The sequence below is a fragment of the Nibrella saemangeumensis genome (genome assembly GCF_039541915.1).
In the GTDB taxonomy this organism is placed as follows: Bacteria; Bacteroidota; Bacteroidia; order Cytophagales; family Spirosomataceae; genus Nibrella; species Nibrella saemangeumensis.
On record NZ_BAABHD010000032.1, the window covers coordinates 83314 to 100824 of the forward strand.

The 17511-nt window shown below is 52.5% G+C and carries 15 protein-coding genes; 5 read left to right on the top strand and 10 right to left on the bottom strand.

Translation table 11 applies throughout. The features are described 5' to 3' along the window. Positions 1–31 precede the first annotated feature (31 nt). The 7 genes from ABD949_RS17000 to ABD949_RS17030 all read right to left on the bottom strand — a co-directional run bounded on the left by ABD949_RS17000 (position 32) and on the right by ABD949_RS17030 (position 7958). A complete protein-coding gene (locus ABD949_RS17000) occupies positions 32–442 on the bottom strand; it encodes an OsmC family protein (RefSeq protein ID WP_345245089.1) in 411 nt (136 codons plus the stop codon). Between the two features lie 295 nt (positions 443–737). Next, entirely contained in the window at positions 738–1007 is a 270-nt protein-coding gene (locus tag ABD949_RS17005) for a hypothetical protein (RefSeq protein WP_345245091.1), read from the bottom strand. Between the two features lie 594 nt (positions 1008–1601). Beyond that, complete coding sequence (locus ABD949_RS17010; protein ID WP_345245093.1) at positions 1602–2285, bottom strand: DUF429 domain-containing protein; 684 nt, start codon at positions 2283–2285, stop codon at positions 1602–1604. Next, positions 2282–3226 (bottom strand): NmrA family NAD(P)-binding protein, encoded by a 945-nt coding sequence (locus ABD949_RS17015; protein ID WP_345245095.1) that lies wholly within the window; start codon positions 3224–3226, stop codon positions 2282–2284. Before ABD949_RS17015 ends, ABD949_RS17010 begins: the two co-directional genes overlap by 4 nt. A gap of 174 nt (positions 3227–3400) precedes the next feature. Next, positions 3401–5287, bottom strand: a complete 1887-nt coding sequence (locus tag ABD949_RS17020; RefSeq protein ID WP_425576766.1) for a DEAD/DEAH box helicase — start codon at positions 5285–5287, stop codon at positions 3401–3403. A 405-nt stretch (positions 5288–5692) separates the two neighbouring features. Beyond that, positions 5693–6985 carry an aminodeoxychorismate synthase component I gene (gene pabB / locus ABD949_RS17025; protein WP_345245097.1) on the bottom strand — a complete coding sequence of 431 codons (1293 nt, stop codon included), beginning with the start codon at positions 6983–6985 and terminating at the stop codon, positions 5693–5695. 1 nt (position 6986) lies between these two features. Further along, positions 6987–7958: an NYN domain-containing protein gene (locus ABD949_RS17030; protein ID WP_345245099.1), complete on the bottom strand. Its 972-nt coding sequence runs from the start codon at positions 7956–7958 to the stop codon at positions 6987–6989. 233 nt (positions 7959–8191) lie between these two features. On the opposite strand from ABD949_RS17030, the gene hisB reads away from it, so the two are divergent. Together hisB and ABD949_RS17040 are read left to right on the top strand one after the other, a co-directional pair. Beyond that, the gene (hisB, locus tag ABD949_RS17035; protein WP_345245101.1) at positions 8192–9340 is read left to right on the top strand and encodes a bifunctional histidinol-phosphatase/imidazoleglycerol-phosphate dehydratase HisB; all 1149 of its coding nucleotides are present in this window, start codon (positions 8192–8194) and stop codon (positions 9338–9340) included. A gap of 305 nt (positions 9341–9645) precedes the next feature. Continuing rightward, positions 9646–10221, top strand: a complete 576-nt coding sequence (locus ABD949_RS17040) for a 1-acyl-sn-glycerol-3-phosphate acyltransferase (protein ID WP_345245103.1) — start codon at positions 9646–9648, stop codon at positions 10219–10221. On the opposite strand, the gene lpxB is transcribed toward ABD949_RS17040, so the two are convergent. Next, a complete protein-coding gene (gene lpxB, locus ABD949_RS17045; protein ID WP_345245105.1) occupies positions 10218–11351 on the bottom strand; it encodes a lipid-A-disaccharide synthase in 1134 nt (377 codons plus the stop codon). The two genes, ABD949_RS17040 and lpxB, sit on opposite strands and share 4 nt — an antisense overlap. Positions 11352–11358: 7 nt before the next feature. Beyond that, the gene (locus ABD949_RS17050) at positions 11359–11775 is read right to left on the bottom strand and encodes a 6-pyruvoyl trahydropterin synthase family protein (protein WP_345245107.1); all 417 of its coding nucleotides are present in this window, start codon (positions 11773–11775) and stop codon (positions 11359–11361) included. 287 nt (positions 11776–12062) lie between these two features. Here ABD949_RS17050 and rfaD point away from each other — a divergent pair, with 287 nt between their 5' ends. Both rfaD and ABD949_RS17060 read left to right on the top strand, forming a co-directional pair. Then, positions 12063–13028, top strand: coding sequence for an ADP-glyceromanno-heptose 6-epimerase (gene rfaD / locus ABD949_RS17055; RefSeq protein WP_345245109.1), 966 nt, complete (start codon positions 12063–12065; stop codon positions 13026–13028). Between the two features lie 121 nt (positions 13029–13149). Continuing rightward, on the top strand, positions 13150–14433 hold the full coding sequence (locus ABD949_RS17060) for a Gfo/Idh/MocA family oxidoreductase (RefSeq protein WP_345245111.1): 1284 nt from the start codon (positions 13150–13152) through the stop codon (positions 14431–14433). Between the two features lie 77 nt (positions 14434–14510). Here ABD949_RS17060 and ABD949_RS17065 read toward each other — a convergent pair whose 3' ends face one another. Further along, complete coding sequence (locus ABD949_RS17065; protein ID WP_345245114.1) at positions 14511–16037, bottom strand: S8 family serine peptidase; 1527 nt, start codon at positions 16035–16037, stop codon at positions 14511–14513. 173 nt (positions 16038–16210) lie between these two features. Between ABD949_RS17065 and ABD949_RS17070 the strand changes: the two genes are divergently transcribed. After that, complete coding sequence (locus tag ABD949_RS17070) at positions 16211–17509, top strand: aminopeptidase P N-terminal domain-containing protein (protein ID WP_345245116.1); 1299 nt, start codon at positions 16211–16213, stop codon at positions 17507–17509. Positions 17510–17511 lie beyond the last annotated feature (2 nt).

Sequence of the window (17511 nt, forward strand, 5' to 3'; positions counted from 1 at the left end):
TTAAAAATAAGCCAAATACTGAGAACAATTCTTATGCGGTCTCTGTATGTAAAGTGACAGAAACGCCTTTTCTCAACGTATTGTGCACTTCTGCTATCTTATCTACATGAGAAATTAGTTCAGTAATTTCTTTGTCTGAAAGAGTAGGTGACTGAACACGAACTGTGTAAATTATATTTGAAGCCGGCTCTCCTTCTTTGCCGAATTCACCCGATACAGATACTTCCACTGAAGTGATGTTCACATTCCTTTTGTCGGCTTCTCTGTACACGTCATTACAAAAGCAGGTGGCAAGTGAGAGGAACAAGAGTTCTCCGCCGTTCACCGATGAACAGAAACCGACGTCCTTCGCTGGCACAACAATTTTCTTTTGACGTCCTTCGTTAGCCACGGAAATGTCATTCACCTGAAATCCGTTCTTGATGGTTGCGGAAATCTTCATAAGTAAAGTTCAGTTGTCAAGGGAAAGTTACGGAAAGTAAGCCTATATATTGTATATAGCTATTCACCAAATCTTGCTCGGCTTTAAATGACCACAACGAACAAGGCTTTGTGCAGGTGGGGAAATAGCATTCCGTCTGCCCATAACCACTGCCTAATTTATAAATTAAAGTTCATTGTTTATTCTATTGCTGAATGTTGTTTGTCGTGCTGGAACTGTGGTCGATGCATGTACATAGGTGAAGTTACAGCGTCGTGCCCCGCTTGCACAAAACCCCATGTTAGGCGCTTTATTGTCAACTTTTGAGAATGTCAGGATTTAAAGAAATAGCTGTCTCAAACTTTTGTCGCCATACTGCAAGGTCAATAGCAGTTTCTTCTGTTATGTCGTCAAAGTAAATCCAGCAATTACAGTCGTTAGAAAGTTGCATTAATTGGTCAATGTCTTGTTGAGATACTATGTCTTGTCCAAACTTTCGTTCTCCTGTAATTGATGCGTCCCATAATACATATTCTAAATTTTCTAACCAACCTGCGGAATAGCATTTCTCGGACAAGTCACTCATAAAGTCCGCAAGTTTTCTCTGCTGTGTTGTCAAGTCATTAAGCATTCTGTTATGTAACTTGATTTTACTGTAAAGGTGAACTGCCCATCAAATTCATAATTATAACCTTTCTTATCTAAAAATTCAACTTCAAATGTTTCAGCGTCCCAAACTTCAAGTATAACTCCTTTCATTCCTGTTGTAACCACGGAATATAAGTCTCTTGTTAACTTTATAGTTTGATACTGATAGAACATTAAGAAATATTGCGCCTAACTTATAAATATGCGAAAGTTTTGTCGTACTTTTTGTATTTATTTGATCTTTTCAAAGAATGTTTGGTACTTTGTGTGTCGTACTTATTTGCAGAGCCCCTTCCGCTATAGGCCGTTTTGCTTGTGGGTAAGTTATTCTTTTTTCAGGTTCAACAAGCCAAATGGTCGCTTAATTTATTCGAGGGTTTGACTACTTGCAGGAGTATAGCGTAAGGTAGTTCTTATGCGGTCCGTCGTTACGGTCGTTGTGGCTGGGCAATTCATGAAGAAGCGTGTCCGCAGAGAGTTTCAGGGTATTGACGCAACACAGAAAGTAGCTGCGAAGCCGGTCGGCGTTACGTTACCTGCCAAAGGTAATCCGGCTTGTGGCTGATTCGGGGCTGTCGGGGGTGGGTAGGGTGATCAGGTTACCCCGTTTGGCGATAATGGCCAGTATGGCTGCGTCCAGGATGTCGTCCGGCTTCGCGTCTGATCGGCTGATGGAGTGCATGGCCTGATCGATCGCGTCGATGTACTCCGGTGCTTTCTCCTCAATAATCCTGATCCGCTCGGAAAGGCCGGACTGGGTTCGTTTGGGATACCGGCAAACCTGACCCGCTAAGCCGTAGAAACAGAGCTCCGGATGAGACTCCAGCAGCCGGACATCGGGATTGGCTTCTGTGTACTGCGCCACTTCCCTGATTTTCCGGCAGATGTTCCAGGTTTGCACGGAAATGGCTTTTCCGGTTCTGAGAGTATTGATCCGACAGGCCTCGGCGTACGTTGAGGCAAATACGGCATCGCGGTGGGGCGTAAAAAAGATGGAGGACTGTCGGAACGGTTTCAGGAGGTCGCGGGCCAGGCTATCGCACAGGCGGTGCTGCTGCCCGGCAAAGCCGATGGGCATGTCGATCAGCGCAAGGGTAGCCGTTTGGAGCAGTACACACTGCTCCAGGGTGGCAAAAAGCGCAAACGTCAGTGTATTGGTAGTATCTATACAGGCGGCAATCCAGCCGGAGCGGCAACCGTCCATACCTAGGATCATCGGGTTGCCAGCACCTCCCGCACGGGCGTCCACCGGATATCCGGATAGCGGTTGTTGTCGAGCGGTTCCAGCTTTGGCAGTCCGCTGAGCATATTATGCAGATACTGCATGCCCTGCCAGGGTGGAAACACTTCTTTTTTCTGGGGGAATACCTTTCGGGTAATCGTTATCATGGCCTTAAGCAGCCCCAAACCACCCGCTCTGAACAGATGGAATAGCTTTCCCGTAGCTGCGCTCGCGGCTTTTCTTAACTCCCGAACGCTGGCTACTTCGCCCGCAACGCGTAAGAACCTGGGCGTATCCGGGTCCAGGGCGGCCGCGGCCGTGAACGCGGCCGTATTGTCGAGCGTGGTAAAATCCATAGGCTGATCAGCGTTCCCCCAGTAAAGAACCCGTTTGATTTTGAACAGAACGACCGGCGCTTCATCGGTCAGCAGGTCCGTAAACATACCGTTGAGGATGGATGTAGCCTTTATGGGAGCTTTGTCAAGCCGTTCAGAAAACTCCCGGCGGAGGTCGAGATTCCGGTTGGAGCCCGCCGGTAGTTTGGTGAAGTCGATGCAGTAATCCGACGGTATAAAGCGGGGAACACCGGCTTCGACGGCGGCCGTGAGCAGGTTTGTCTGTGCATCGACAATTACGTCCCGTAACCCGGATAAAGCGGAAACCACACAGGCTCCACCCGCACAGGCAGCTGTCAGTTCCGCCACATTGGTATAATCAACCTCGACAATGGAAGCACCTTGCTTACGCAACGAGGGAACGGCCTGACTTGCGCTGCCTTTACGCACGAGGGCTCGCACCTGGGCTCCGCGTTGCAACAAATGACCGGCAATATGCTGCCCAAGCTGGCCGGTGCCACCGGCCAGAATAATCAGTTTATTTTCCGCGTTAATCGCGTTTTTAGCTGTATTATCTGTGTTCTCTGTAATTGAATTCATAACGTTCGTCCGGGACAGATATGGTTTTACTATCCCTGGTGCAAACGTCAACCGCTGGTTTAACCTGTTTGTTCTTTGCCACCACCTGAGACTGCATTAACCAAAAAGCCCCTTCCACAATAGAAGGGGCTTTCGACGTAGGCTGCAAACTGCCCACTGCACATTAAAGACTACTTACCGCGCAATCTCAATACTGACCCGACGGCCCTTGATGGTGTTGCCTTCCATGGCATCCAGTACGCGGTTAACATGTTCGCGGGGAACGTCAACGTAGGTAAACTTGTCGTAGATATCGATGTGGCCGATGCTGCCGCCCGGAATATCGGCTTCGCCGGCGATAGCCCCTACAATGTCACCCGGCCGGACGTAATCCCGGCGTCCGATGCTCACGTACAGGCGGGTCATGTTGGCGTCACGCTCACGGGGCGCCCGATTGGCATCGCGGTCGCCAAAGCGCGGCCCGTCCGTACGACCACCCCGACGATCGTCAAAGCGATCTCCCCGGCGATCGTCGCGCTCGCCAAAACGCCCGGCACCCCGGCGCTCTCCACCACGGGGTCCGCCGTCACGGTCACCGAAACGCGGTCCGTCGTTACGGCCCCCTCTGCGGTCATCAAAACGATCACCCCGGCGGTCATTCCGGCGGTCATCTTCCAGACCCAGCGACATATCCGAGAATTCGTTCTTTTCGATACCCATGCTGCGTTTCACCAGGGCCGCTACAATCTGCTCGGTGGTAAAGCCGGCATGGTGCAGTGTGGTCAGCATGTCTTCGTACAGGTTCAGGTCTTCGCTGCCGGCGATCATCTCGCGCAGTTGCTCAATAAACCGGGCTTTGCGCAGACCAACGATGTCTTCGAACGACGGAATAACGCCTTTTTCGACCTTAACCTTCGTGTAGTTCTGGATTTCTCGGAAACGGTACTTTTCGTCGCGGCTCACCAGCGAGAACGCCCGGCCCGACTTACCAGCCCGTCCCGTCCGGCCAATCCTGTGTACGTAATATTCTTCGTCGAGCGGAATATCGAAGTTAATTACCGCATCAACGTCTTCAACGTCGATACCGCGGGCGGCTACGTCGGTGGCCACCAGAATGCTGGTCACGCCCGAGCGGAACTTAGACATCACGTTGTTCCGCTGCGCCTGCCGCAGATCGCCGTGCAGACCCTCGGCCTGGTAGCCGCGCAGTTGCAGGTCTTCGACAATCTCGTCTACTTTCTTTTTTGTGTTACAGAACACCAGCAGCAGTTTCAGGTCGTACATGTCGATCAAACGCGACATTACCTCAACCTTCGCTTTTGGTTTTACTTCAAAATAAACCTGCTCGATGTTCTGTGCAGTCAGCTCTTTCTTAACCACCTTTACCAGCACCGGATCGTTCTGGAACCGCTGCGTAATGGTCATAATCGGCTTCGACATGGTGGCCGAGAACAGAATGGTCTGCCGCTCTTCGGGCATATCTTCCAGAATGCTTTCGATGTCTTCGCGGAAGCCCATATCGAGCATTTCGTCGGCTTCGTCGAGGATCATCATCTTGACGTTGTCGAGCTTCAGGGTATTGCGCTCCATATGGTCCATCACGCGACCGGGCGTACCGATCACGATATGAACGCCACCTTTAAGGGCGCGAATCTGGCGCTCGATGGAATCACCGCCGTAAATAGCTTCTACCTTAATGCCCCGCTTGTATTTTGCCAGTTTCTTTACCTCGTCGGACACCTGCAGCGCCAGTTCGCGCGTCGGGCAGAGTACCAGCACCTGTACGTGTTTGTCGGCCGGGTCGATCAGTTCGAGCGCCGGAATACCGAAAGCGGCTGTTTTACCCGTCCCTGTCTGGGCCTGACCGATTACGTCACGACCTTCCAGAATGGGCGGAATCGCTTCAGCCTGAATAGGAGAGGGCTTTTCAAAACCCATATCGGTCACCGCCCGCAGGATGTCTTCCGAGATGTTAAGGTTAGCGAAGGTGAGTTGGTTGGAAACCGGAGCGGCCACTGCCTGTGCCTGCGTGGTGTCAGTCGGTTGCTCGTGGCTTTCGATTGGTGTTACTTCAGAATTCATAGTAATAATATATATGGTTGATTAACCAAGCGAAGACGATGACTGTTAGAGAATTTGCCTGAAAAAGCAGACTTCGAAAGAGCACATTAACCCCTGACTCGCGCCCGCACCCCGGCGGGAAAGATGACAAACAGATAGGAAACGATTAGCCCTCACAATGTCCCTGACTGGAAGTTCCAGTGGGATAGCCCTCGCACAGATACCGTTGGTACATCCGTGCTGGCTCTGTCAGACTAGTTACAGAAGTGAAAAGAGAAGAAACCCTTTATCCAGAGACGAAACGGATGTCGCTTGAAAACTGATGCAAAAATAGGGAAATAATTCCAGATTACCAAGGGGCTGATTAAAGTAATTGTACTTTCCTGAGTAAAGAATCAGAATATGGCATATCCAGTCGGTTTTCGGTTAGACAATACCGGTAAGTACCTCACGAAGCGCCCTGGCTTTCAGCAGGCATTCCTGGTATTCCTGTTCCGGGTCGGCATCGTAAGTAATGGCACTGCCAACCGAAAAGGAGGCATACGCGCTGGTGGCATTGTACAGCAAACTACGGATTACCACGTTGAAATCGAAATCACCCTCTGGCGTAATATAGCCCACTGCGCCGGAGTACAGGCCCCGACGGCTGGCTTCGTAGTGGTCGATCAGCTCCATCGCCCGGATTTTAGGCGCTCCCGTCATGCTGCCCATCGGAAACGCGTGGCGGATGGCATCGGTAAAGCTGATGTCCGGGTGCAGCGTGGCCGATACCGTCGAAATCATCTGATGCACCTGCCGGAACGTGTAAATACCAAACAGCTCATCGACCCGTACCGAGCCGGTGCGGGCACTGCGGGCAAGGTCATTGCGGACCAGATCGACGATCATCAGGTTTTCGGCCCGTTCCTTTTCGTTGTGCAGTAAAGCCTGTCGTAACTGCTCATCTTCTTCGGGCGAGTGCCCGCGCCGGATCGTGCCTTTGATGGGTTGCGACAGCAACTGGTCGCCCGTTTTCTTCAGGAATCGTTCCGGCGAAGCGCACATCAGGTATTGATCGTGCCGCTTCATAAATACCGAAAACGGCATGGGCGAGCGCTTGTCCAGGGCCTGGTAGGTAGTGAGTGGGTCAAGCGTTGCTGCTTCTGCGAAGAATTCCTGGCAATAGTTTAGTTCGTACACATCGCCGGCTATGATATGCTGCTGAATCTGCCTGACCGTAGCCAGATACTTTTCCGGATCTACCCGGCTGCGGATGGTGATTGCCTTCGCCGGCTTATTGGTCGATAGCATATCAAAACGACTTATCTGCTGGTATAGGGTTTCGGCATCATCGCCATAAACCGTTACGTCGTCATCCGAAAAATCCAGCAGATACTCGGGTTCATAGAAGAAAATTTCCGGGAAGCCCAGCGGGTCGTTATGATGGCTGGTCAGGTCTTCCAGTTGATTCTTGAGATCATATCCCAAATAGCCAACCAGCCAGGACGGTTGCTCCTGGTGAGCCCGGTACAGAGTCTGGAGATCGTCGGTGCCTGTGAAGGCCACCATACGCCGGGCACCGAACGCCAGCCGGTTGGGGAAAGGTCCGTGCGGGTAGGGGATATGGTTGTTGTTGAACAGCGTCACATAATCAAAATGCGTGGCGGCCCAGGCTACTGCCTGCCACCGCCACGCATCGGAAGCTTGTATACGAAACGTTTGTGCCTGAACGGCCTGCATATTACTCTTCAATCAGCCGTACATCGATGGCAATGTCTTTCCCTTCGGCGTTTTTGTCAATCCGGAACTCAACCTGATCATCAATCTGCAGCTCATTGAAATCTACGTCCAGCAGACTGGTATGGTGGAAGAACAGGTTGTTGGGCGGAAAATTAATAAACCCGTACCCCGTCTTCAGGCTCCGGATGGTGCTGATCTTCCGCTCGTTCGGGTCGTAGACGATGTCACTGTCGTACGTAAGGCCGTTCCCGAGACTGTTGCCGGGCTCGTAGTCATAACCGTTTCCGTTTACGGGCGTGGGGACGAGTACGCGGGTCTGCTGCTTCACAAACAGGTTCTGAATAAGCGCATCATTTTTGCGGAGCCGGTTTTCGATCACATCGTGCATGGGAACCGGATACGACACTTCGCCGATCAGATCCTGCGAGGTACGCGTTACTACCTTCTCGCCTTCGTCGTTGTAGTATTCAAAGTCCCAGCTCAGCACCATCACGCGGGTACCGAGGGTGTTTAGTTTGCGGACGAGCGGTACATAGTCACCGTCGGAGGTGATCAGGACCAGCACGCTGAATTTCTTATAAAGGGCCAGTTCATAGGCTTCCAGCGCCATCCACACATCAATGCCTTTTTCCTGGCGATACCCCTGGTATGTTTTCACCGGTAGATAATGGGTAACCACCCCTTCCGACATCAGAATATCATCAAACAGCCGGTCGTAAAAAAGCTGATTACCCCGCTGGTTCGCTTCGTGAGCGCTTAAACGGCCCCGGAAATAGTGGGCATCTACAATCTGGCAAAGCCGTACATCTGTATTCTCTTCGGCGGCTACCTGTTGACGAATAAATTCGTGCAGCCCCGATATACTGATACGACTGCGACGTTCATGGGAGTAGTTATAATAGTTGCTTACGTGTAAAAAGTAGTTTCCGTCATAAAAAACTCCGATACGAGTTAATCCTGTTTGGTTAGGCATCATTTAAACAAATTGAAGTAGTGTATTTTGTAAGTAACGTTCTTTCACTAAATGGCTTATACTAAGCAGCTGTCTTAATGCGCGAGGGAGCTTCTAACGAATCTATTTCCTTCTTTTTAGAGACAATTTAAACGTGAAGTTGACGTAAAAGTGGCCGCAAAATTAGCATCATTTTCCCCGTAATTAAAAGACGTACGGTATCTTTGCTCTCTTTACGGATTAACCACGCTGACATGCGAAAAGTTTTGTTTATCGACCGCGACGGTACGTTAATTGTTGAACCCCAGCCCGACCAGCAGGTCGACTCCCTCGAAAAGCTGGAATATATCCCAAACGTGTTTTCAAGCCTTCGCAAGATTGCCGAAGAAACGGAGTATGACTTGGTGATGGTGACGAACCAGGACGGGCTCGGCACCGATTCTTTTCCGGAGCCTACTTTCTGGCCGGCGCATAACAAAATGATGAAGGCCTTTGAGGCAGAGCGTATTACCTTTTCGGCCGTGCATATCGATCGCCACTTTCCGCGTGACAATGCGCCCACCCGCAAGCCGGGCACCGGTATGTTAACCCGGTACCTCGACGGTAGTTATGACCTGGCGAACAGCTACGTCATCGGCGACCGCCTGACTGATGTGCAACTGGCGGTCAACCTCGGTGCCAAAGCCATTCTGTTTCTGCCACCGGGCGGACTGGCATCCGTTCAATCAGCCGATGTGTCGGGCCTGACCGATACCATGCGCTTAGCCATTGTGCTTACGACCGGCAACTGGGATGAAATTTATGAATTCCTCCGCCTGCCCGCCCGAACCGCTACCGTGGAGCGCAACACCAAAGAAACACAAATCAGCATAGAACTGAACCTCGACGGACGCGGACGTTCCGACATCCACACCGGCCTTGGCTTCTTCGACCATATGCTCGATCAGGTAGCCCGCCATTCAGGCGCCGACCTGACCATCCGCGTCAACGGTGACCTGCACATCGACGAGCACCACACGATTGAAGATACCGCCCTCGCATTGGGTGAGGCTTACCGGCGGGCGCTGGGCGACAAGCGTGGCATCAGCCGCTACGGCTTTCTGCTGCCAATGGATGAAGCGCTGGCGCAGGTCGCGATTGATTTCTCGGGGCGGCCGTGGTTGGTGTGGGATGCCGAGTTCAAGCGGGAGAAGATCGGGGAGATGCCCACGGAGATGTTTTATCACTTCTTCAAGTCGTTTTCCGATACCGCCCTGTGTAATCTGAACATCAAGGTAGAAGGCTACAACGAACACCATAAGATCGAAGCGATCTTCAAAGCTTTTGCCAAAGCCATTAAGATGGCCGTCCAACGCGACATCAACGAACTCGATACGCTGCCGAGTACGAAGGGAGTTTTGTAATGTTTCAGCCGGGCGGCCCGGCTGAAACTTGGAACAGGAAACTTGAAACTTCGGACTCGAATGCCGTATTTTGCACCTTGAAACACAAACCGGAATCAGCATGGATTTTTCAACGATAGGTACGCTGCTTTTTTACGTAGTTTTATTAGCCTCCGCTTTTGTCGCCGGACGCTGGCTGGAACGCAAAGAGCGGAATTATTAAAAGCCGGCAGTAGGCACTGTGCAGTAGGCAGACGTGGGTTAAACAACTTGCTGATCTCTCTTCTGCTCACTGCCTGCTGCCAACTCAGAACGGCCCACTAAAGATGTATTCCCTTTTAGCGCGATGGTGCTTTAAACTGGCTGGCTGGCGGCTGACGGGCTGGAGACCGAGTCTGGCTCAGGCCCCCAGAGGTATTTGGGTGGCGGTTCCCCACAACTCAAACTGGGATTTTCTGGTTGGGCTGGGTACGCGGGCGGCTACCCGGATCTGGATTCATTACCTGGCTAAAAAGGAGTTGTTTACCTGGTATGCCGGTTGGCTTTTTAAGGCGCTGGGTGGTATGCCCGTGGATCGTAGCCGTGCTAATAATCTCGTCGACGCCATGGCCGACATCCTCAAGAGCCACGATCGGCTGCATATCTGCATTGCGCCCGAAGGGACACGCGGTGACGTAGTTAAACTGAAAACAGGCTTCTACTACATTGCGTTGAAATCCGGTGCTCCGTTAATATTAGTGGGCTTTGATTATCCCCGTAAGCAAGCAGTGCTGAGTGCCCCCTTCTATGTAACGGGCGATTACCAGAAAGACATGACCTACATTTACGAGTTCTTCAGCCAGATTCAGGGTAAGCATAAAACCTGGTTGCGGCAGTATGAGGAGACGGGGGTGATTGGTTAATTGGTTGATTGGTTGACTGGTTCGCGGAGGTATCGGACCATTAGCGAGCCGGCCCGCTCCGAGGCTCCGGGTGATCCCATCTTCTGACGCAGGGCTTCGTAATCGGCCAGTTGACTGGCGCGTTTATCTCCCCCCGTCAGTAACCGTCGCAGTTCACCCGTCAGGTTTGCATGGTTCAGATCGTCCTGAATCAGCTCTTTCACTACTTCCTTTTCCATAATCAGGTTTACCAGTGAAATATACGGCACGGCAATGACGCGTCTGGCGATCTGGTACGACAGCCAGGTCGTCTGGTAACAAACGACCTGCGGGATATTCAGGAGCGCGGTTTCGAGGGTGGCAGTGCCGGATGTAACCAGCGCAGCGTCGGCCACGTGAAGCAGATCATAAGCGGCATCCGTTACCACACGCACGTTGGGATAGGTGCGGAGGGCTTCGGCGTACAGTGACTCCGGTAAATTGCTGACCCGGCCGACAACAAACTGATACTGCGAAAATTGCGGCACCGTGGTCAGCATGACCGCCAGCATGGCGCTGACTTCCTGCTTCCGGCTGCCGGGCAGCAAGGCGATAACTGGCATATCACCTAATCGATGCTCCTGACGAAAGGATTGATTGGGCCGGAAATCGGCAATAGCGTCGAGCAGGGGATTACCGACGTAATCGACGGAATAGTCGTATTTGCCGAAGAAATCGACTTCAAAGGGAAAGATCACAAAGAGCCGGTCGACGGTCGCTTTGATCTTCAGCGCCCGGCGCTGGTTCCAGGCCCAGACTTTCGGCGAAATGTAATAGAATACCCGAATACCGTGCTGTTTGGCGAAGCGGGCCATACGGAGGTTAAAGCCCGCGTAATCGATAAGGATCAGAACATCGGGGCGGTGGGTCAGTAAGTCCTCCTGGCATTCGCGGAGATACCGGCGAATGATGCGCAGGTTTTGCAGCACTTCCCAGAAACCCATAAACGCCATATCGCGGTAATGGCGGACCAGCGTAGCGCCGGCTTCTTCCATCTGCTCTCCGCCATAGCCCCGGCAGCAGGCCTCCGGATCGTGCCGGCGAATGGCCCGAATCAGATTAGCCCCGTGCAGGTCGCCGGAGCGCTCACCGGCAATTAGGTAGTAGTTCATCAGTAGGCTATTCCCCGTAATAATCTACGTAGTTCTTCGGGGTTTCGTACAGGCGAATCTGGTGGAGACGGGCTTCGGTGATGGGTTCGAGGGCGCGGTCGAGGATTTTCCAGATTTCCATGATAAAAATCTCGCAACTGGCCATTTTGCCATGCATGAAGTCGACATCGAGATTCAGGTTTTTATGATCGACCTTCTCGATAATCTCTTTTTTGATAATATCGCCAAGCACTTTCAGGTCAATAACAAAACCGGTATCCGGGTCGGGTTCGCCTTTTACGGTAACGATCAATTCAAAATTATGCCCGTGCCAATTCACATTGGCGCAGGGGCCAAATACCTCTTTGTTCTTCTCATCCGACCAGGCCGGGTTGTAAAGCCGGTGGGCCGCATTGAAATGTTCGGTTCTGCTAATGTACACCATAACGGGTAAGGCTGTTCCGGTAACGGCCAGCCAATCAAACTACAAAATTACGGTTCGTTTCGTTCTTGAAAAAATACAGCCTGAAAACGAGCCGGATTTACCAGTATCTGGCAGCAATTTGAGAGGATAAATGGATTAAATTATTCTAATATGGGAAAAGTTATATTTATTCCTAAAATCGGCAACAAATAGCAATAGATAAAAAATTTACCTTTACATCCAATTTTAGTGTCTGGCTTACCTTTCTCTCATACCATTTGCCATAAATACGTTTACGAATTACGTCTATGATCATCGTTACGGGGGCTGCGGGTTTTATCGGAAGCTGTTTAATCAGCAAATTGAATCAGGAAAATTTCAATTTTATCATTGCCGTTGATGACTTCTCGTCCCCCGAAAAAGAACGTAATCTGGCCGGCAAGCGTATTCAGGAGCGGGTACACCGGGAAGACTTTTTTGGGTGGCTGGACCAGAATTACCACGAGGTAGAATTTCTCTTCCACATAGGAGCCCGTACCGATACCACCGAGTTCGACTGGCAGGTGTTTGAGCACCTGAATCTGAATTATTCCAAGAGAATCTGGCAGAAGTGCATCGATTACCAGATACCGCTGGTGTATGCATCGTCGGCAGCCACTTATGGGCTGGGCGAACTGGGATACGACGATAATGAGTCAATCATCCCGCAACTGAAGCCGCTGAACCCCTACGGTGAATCCAAGAATGAGTTTGATATCTGGGCGCTGGAGCAGGAGCGGAAGCCGTTCTTCTGGGCCGGCCTGAAGTTCTTCAACGTATACGGCCCGAACGAATACCACAAAGCCCGCATGGCATCGGTGATTTTTCACGCCTACAATCAGATTTGCCAGACGGGTCAGATGCGGCTCTTCCGCTCACACCACCCTGACTTTCAGGATGGCGAGCAGATGCGCGATTTTGTATACGTGAAAGACGTGATCGATGTCTGCACCTTCCTGATGCACCACCGGCGCAACTCCGGGATTTACAACCTGGGCAGCGGCAAGGCCCGTACCTTTTTAGACCTGGCCAACAATACCTTCCGGGCTATGGACCGGGAGTCGCACATTACCTTTGTGGATACCCCCGCCGACATTCGCGACAAGTACCAGTACTACACCCAGGCCAACATGGGAAAACTGCGATCCATCGGCTACACCAAACATTTCTGCACCCTGGAAGAAGGCATCACCGACTACGTACAGAATTACCTGCTGCCGGGGAGGTACCTGTAAGCAGCCGCACTCGTTTATTGACAAGATAAGGCTTTGATAGTGAGAAATTTTTGTGAGCTTGCTTCTACGGGTAAGCTGGCTTATTTTACGCTGTATTTTCCTGAACCTTACTGTCAATACCATGAATTCCCCCCTAACCCGAAGAGATTTTCTCCAGAAAAGCAGTGCGGGCGCGCTCGGTTTGGCCCTTTTTCCCGGCCTGATCCGGAAAGTAGCTCCCAGCGACCGGCTGCGCATTGCCCACATTGGTCTTGGCGGCATGGGCAACAACCATATGAAATGGTTTGCTGCCCTGCCCGATGTCGAAATTGTTGCCTTATGCGATGTCGATGACAACCACCTGAACAGCACGCAGGCGAAACTGAAAGAGTTGCAGCCCGGCTCTAATGCTGCGCTCTACAAGGATTTTCGGCGCGTGCTGGACCGCAAAGACATCGATGCTATTACCTGTGCTACCCCCGACCACTGGCACGCCCAGATTGCCATCATGGCGTTTCAGGCCGGCAAAGATGTGTACGGGGAAAAGCCGCTGTCGTTCGACGTGCGGGAGGGCCAGCAGATGCTGAAGGCGCTGAACCGGCACAAACGGGTGTTTCAGTTAGGTACCCAGATTCATGCCGGCGACAATTACCACCGGGTAGTGGAGCTTATCCGCTCGGGTGCCATCGGGAATGTGCATACGGTCCGGCTGTGGAAAACCGGTTTGCCGCCCGATCTGGGTCCGGCACAGTACCAGACTCCCCCGCCAACGCTGGATTGGGATATGTGGCAGGGCCCCGCACCGCAGTCGCTGTACACTCCGCAGCGGTGTCACTTTAGCTACCGTTATTTCCTGGATTATTCAGGTGGCGTATTCCAGGACTTCTGGAGTCATATCGCGGATATTGTCTGGTGGTCTGTCGAGCCCAAAAACCTGAAGAGCGTAAGCGCCAGGGGCGAAGCAGGTGATGGAATTGCCGATGCTCCCAGACGAATTGACATCCACTACGAGTTTGAGAACCTGAAACTCTACTGGACCTCCGAACCACCAAACGTACTGGGAGCCGCCAAACGCGGCATTGGCGCTTTCTTCGAAGGCGATAAAGGTACGCTGCTCTGCGACTACGGCAGCCGCGAAATCACCATCAACGGCGAAACCGTCTCGGACCTGGCCGAAGTGCCGAAGACCCTACCCCGCTCACCGGGCCACCAGCAGAATTTTGTGGACGCGGTCAAGAGCCGGACGCAGCCGGAATCAAACCTGGAGTATGCCCGTCTGATGACCATGCCGATGCACCTGGGCCTGATCTCCTACCGGCTCGGCCGCAAACTGGCCTGGAACAGCAAAAAAGAGAAGTTCAGAAAAGACCGCGAGGCTAACGAATACCTGGGCCGGGAGTACCGGCCGAAGTGGGATTTGGTGTAATAGGCACAGTTTGCAGTAGGCAGAAAGACGCCCGTACACTACTCTTGATCTGCCTACTGCAAACTGCCCACTACTCATTACTCCCACACTACCTCAATCACTTCCTTCTTCAGATCCACTGTCGTGAACTTCTCGTCGCCGGAGCGCTTCAGGGTGATTTTACCGTTGGAGGGTTTTATGGCTTCCTGGTTAATAACCCGTAAGGCGTCTTTCTTGTGGTAAACCGAAATAACCGCTTCCGTATGCTGAACCGGCAGTGACCATGTTTTTCCCTGAGCTTTAACGGTGCGGGTCGTCTCCGGCAGCGGTTGTCCCTTCGCCAGGGCCAGCGCCCGGGAAGCCTGCGGCACGCCGTAGCCCACAAACGTGTTGCCGTAGGGGTAGAGGTGCGACGACTTCTGGATAATATCAATCAATTGTTTGTTGGTCAGTTTCGGATTCGCCTGCATCAGACAGGCCGCAAAGCCGGTAATGACCGGAGCGGATAAGGACGTGCCATACAGGGAGAAACACGAGACATTGGGTTTCAGGTAAGGCAGAAAATCCGGTCCGATGCTGCTGTAGCCGATGCGGTTCCAGAGCCGGGCGTTGGTAGCGCCCACTGCCAGTACCCCCTCGGCATCGGCGGGCGTGGAGATGATCCGCCAGGTTTTATCGTCGCCCTCATTACCGGCGGAAACGATGATCAGAATACCTTTTTTATCAGCGGCCATCTGGGCGGCCCGGCTGATGAGGCTGGTGCGCCCATCCATCTGCTTCGGTTCGTAATTTTCTTTCGGGTCGCTGAATCCCTTGGCGTAGCCCAGCGAGGTGTTGATCAACCGCACGCCGAGGCTGTCCATCCACTCCATTGCGGCCACCCAGTTATCTTCTTCGCCCCGGTACTCCCGGTTGCCTTGGTCGGTGCGGGCCAGGTAAAAGGCCGCATCAGTGGCCAGGCCGTACTGAACGTTCTCGCCGGGATCGTGACCGGCAATGGCGGCCAATACCTCGGTGCCGTGAAAATCCGACATGGTTTCGAGGGTACGGAACAGGTTGTTCTGGGTCCGCTGCGGATTCACGTAATCGCGAACGGCGCGAACACCATTCCGTTCAAAAATATGTTTGAGCGCCGAGGCTGAGTCTGCCCCGAAAAAGCCGGCATCAATAACCCCGATCTGTACAAACCGGCCGGTCAGGCCTGCCCGCGCAAACTCCGGTGCCTGGATCTGCGTCATCACCGGGGCCAGCATGGGCTTTGCGATGTCGAAGCGGGTGCTCTGAATGATAATGTTGCGGTCAATGGGGACAATTTCCTTCACAAACGGCAGGGCAGCCACCTGCTGCTGCTGCTCCGGTGTCAGCGCGGCCGATACGGCGTTCAGCCAGCGGGATTTGCAGATGGGAGCAATACCCGACTGCTGTAGTTGCTGCAGGTACGCATCGGCAAGGGGGATGTCGGTTTCATCGACGGGCAGGCCTTGCACCGACCGGCGTTCGAGGGTGATGGGAGAGAGGGATGGTCGTTGGGATAAATCTTTATCTTTCAGCACGATCCAGTACTTGGGCTGGGCCTGAGCCAGCAGGGTAACAAGGCAGAACGCCAGGATGTGGAGAATTCTCATTCGCAATAGGTGCAGTTTTGGGCCGGGGTTAAGAAGCCGGTTGTTAAAATTACAATTTTTTACGGAATACGTTCCATTACACCCCCGGCCAATCAAAAGGTTTTTGCTAAATGCCGATTGCTTTGCCTTTCTTTGCACCCGATATTTTCTGACTACAATCGCTTGTTTGCTCTATGCGCTATTCGCCCATTGATAACCAACTTTTCGTGCAGAACCGCCAGCGACTGGCCCAGCGGCTGAAGCCAAAATCGATGGTGGTCCTGAACGCCAACGACATTATGCCCACCAACGCCGACGGCACCATGGGCTTCCGGCAAAACAACGATCTCTTTTACCTCTCCGGCATCGATCAGGAGGAAACTATTCTGGTGCTGTTTCCCGATCATCCCGACGAGAAGTTTCGCGAAGTGCTGTTTCTGCGCGAAACCAGCGAACTCATCGAAATATGGGAAGGCCACAAACTTACCAAGGCGGAGGCCGAGCAGGTGTCGGGTATTTCGCAGAAGCAAATCTACTGGACCCACGAGTTCGACTTTGTGTTTACCCAAATGGTGTTTGAAGCCGAGCAGGTATACCTGAACACCAACGAGCATACCCGCGCTACGGTAGAGGTCGAGACCCGCGATGCCCGCTTCATCCGCCAGTTTAAGGAGCGTTATCCGCTGCACCGGCTGGAGCGGCTGTCTCCGGTCATGCACTACCTGCGGGCTACCAAACTACCCCAGGAAGTTGAGCTCATCCGTACCGCCATCGACATTACCGACAAAATGTTCCGGCGGCTGTTGGGTTTCATTAAACCAGGCATGTGGGAGTACGAGATCGAAGCAGAGATGTACCACGAATTTATCCGCAACCGCTCAAAAGGGCCGGCCTATACGCCTATCATTGCATCGGGGGCCAGCGCCTGTGTGCTGCATTATATCGAAAACAGCAAGCAATGCAAAGACGGCGATGTGCTGCTGCTGGACATTGGGGCCGAGTACGCCAACTACAATGCCGATATGACCCGGAGTGTGCCGGTCAATGGCCGCTTTACGCAGCGGCAGCGGGCGGTGTACGATGCGGTGCTGCGCGTGATGAGAGAAGCCCAAAAGATGCTGGTACCCGGTAACCTGTGGGACGACTATCACAAAGAGGTGGGCAAGGTTATGGAGTCGGAGCTGATCGGGCTGGGGTTGCTGGACCGCAGCGAGGTAGCGAAGCAGGACCCTGATGCGCCATTATACAAGAAATACTTCATGCACGGGACATCGCACTTTCTGGGACTGGACGTACACGATGTTGGGAATAAGTACCGGAAGTTTGAGCCTGGCATGGTCTTTACCTGCGAACCGGGTATTTATATACGAGAGGAAGGGCTCGGTATCCGGCTGGAGAATAATATTCTGATCACCGAATCCGGCAATGTAGACCTGATGGCGAAAATTCCGCTCGAAGCGGAGGAGATTGAGGAGTTAATGAACAGCCGGTAAAG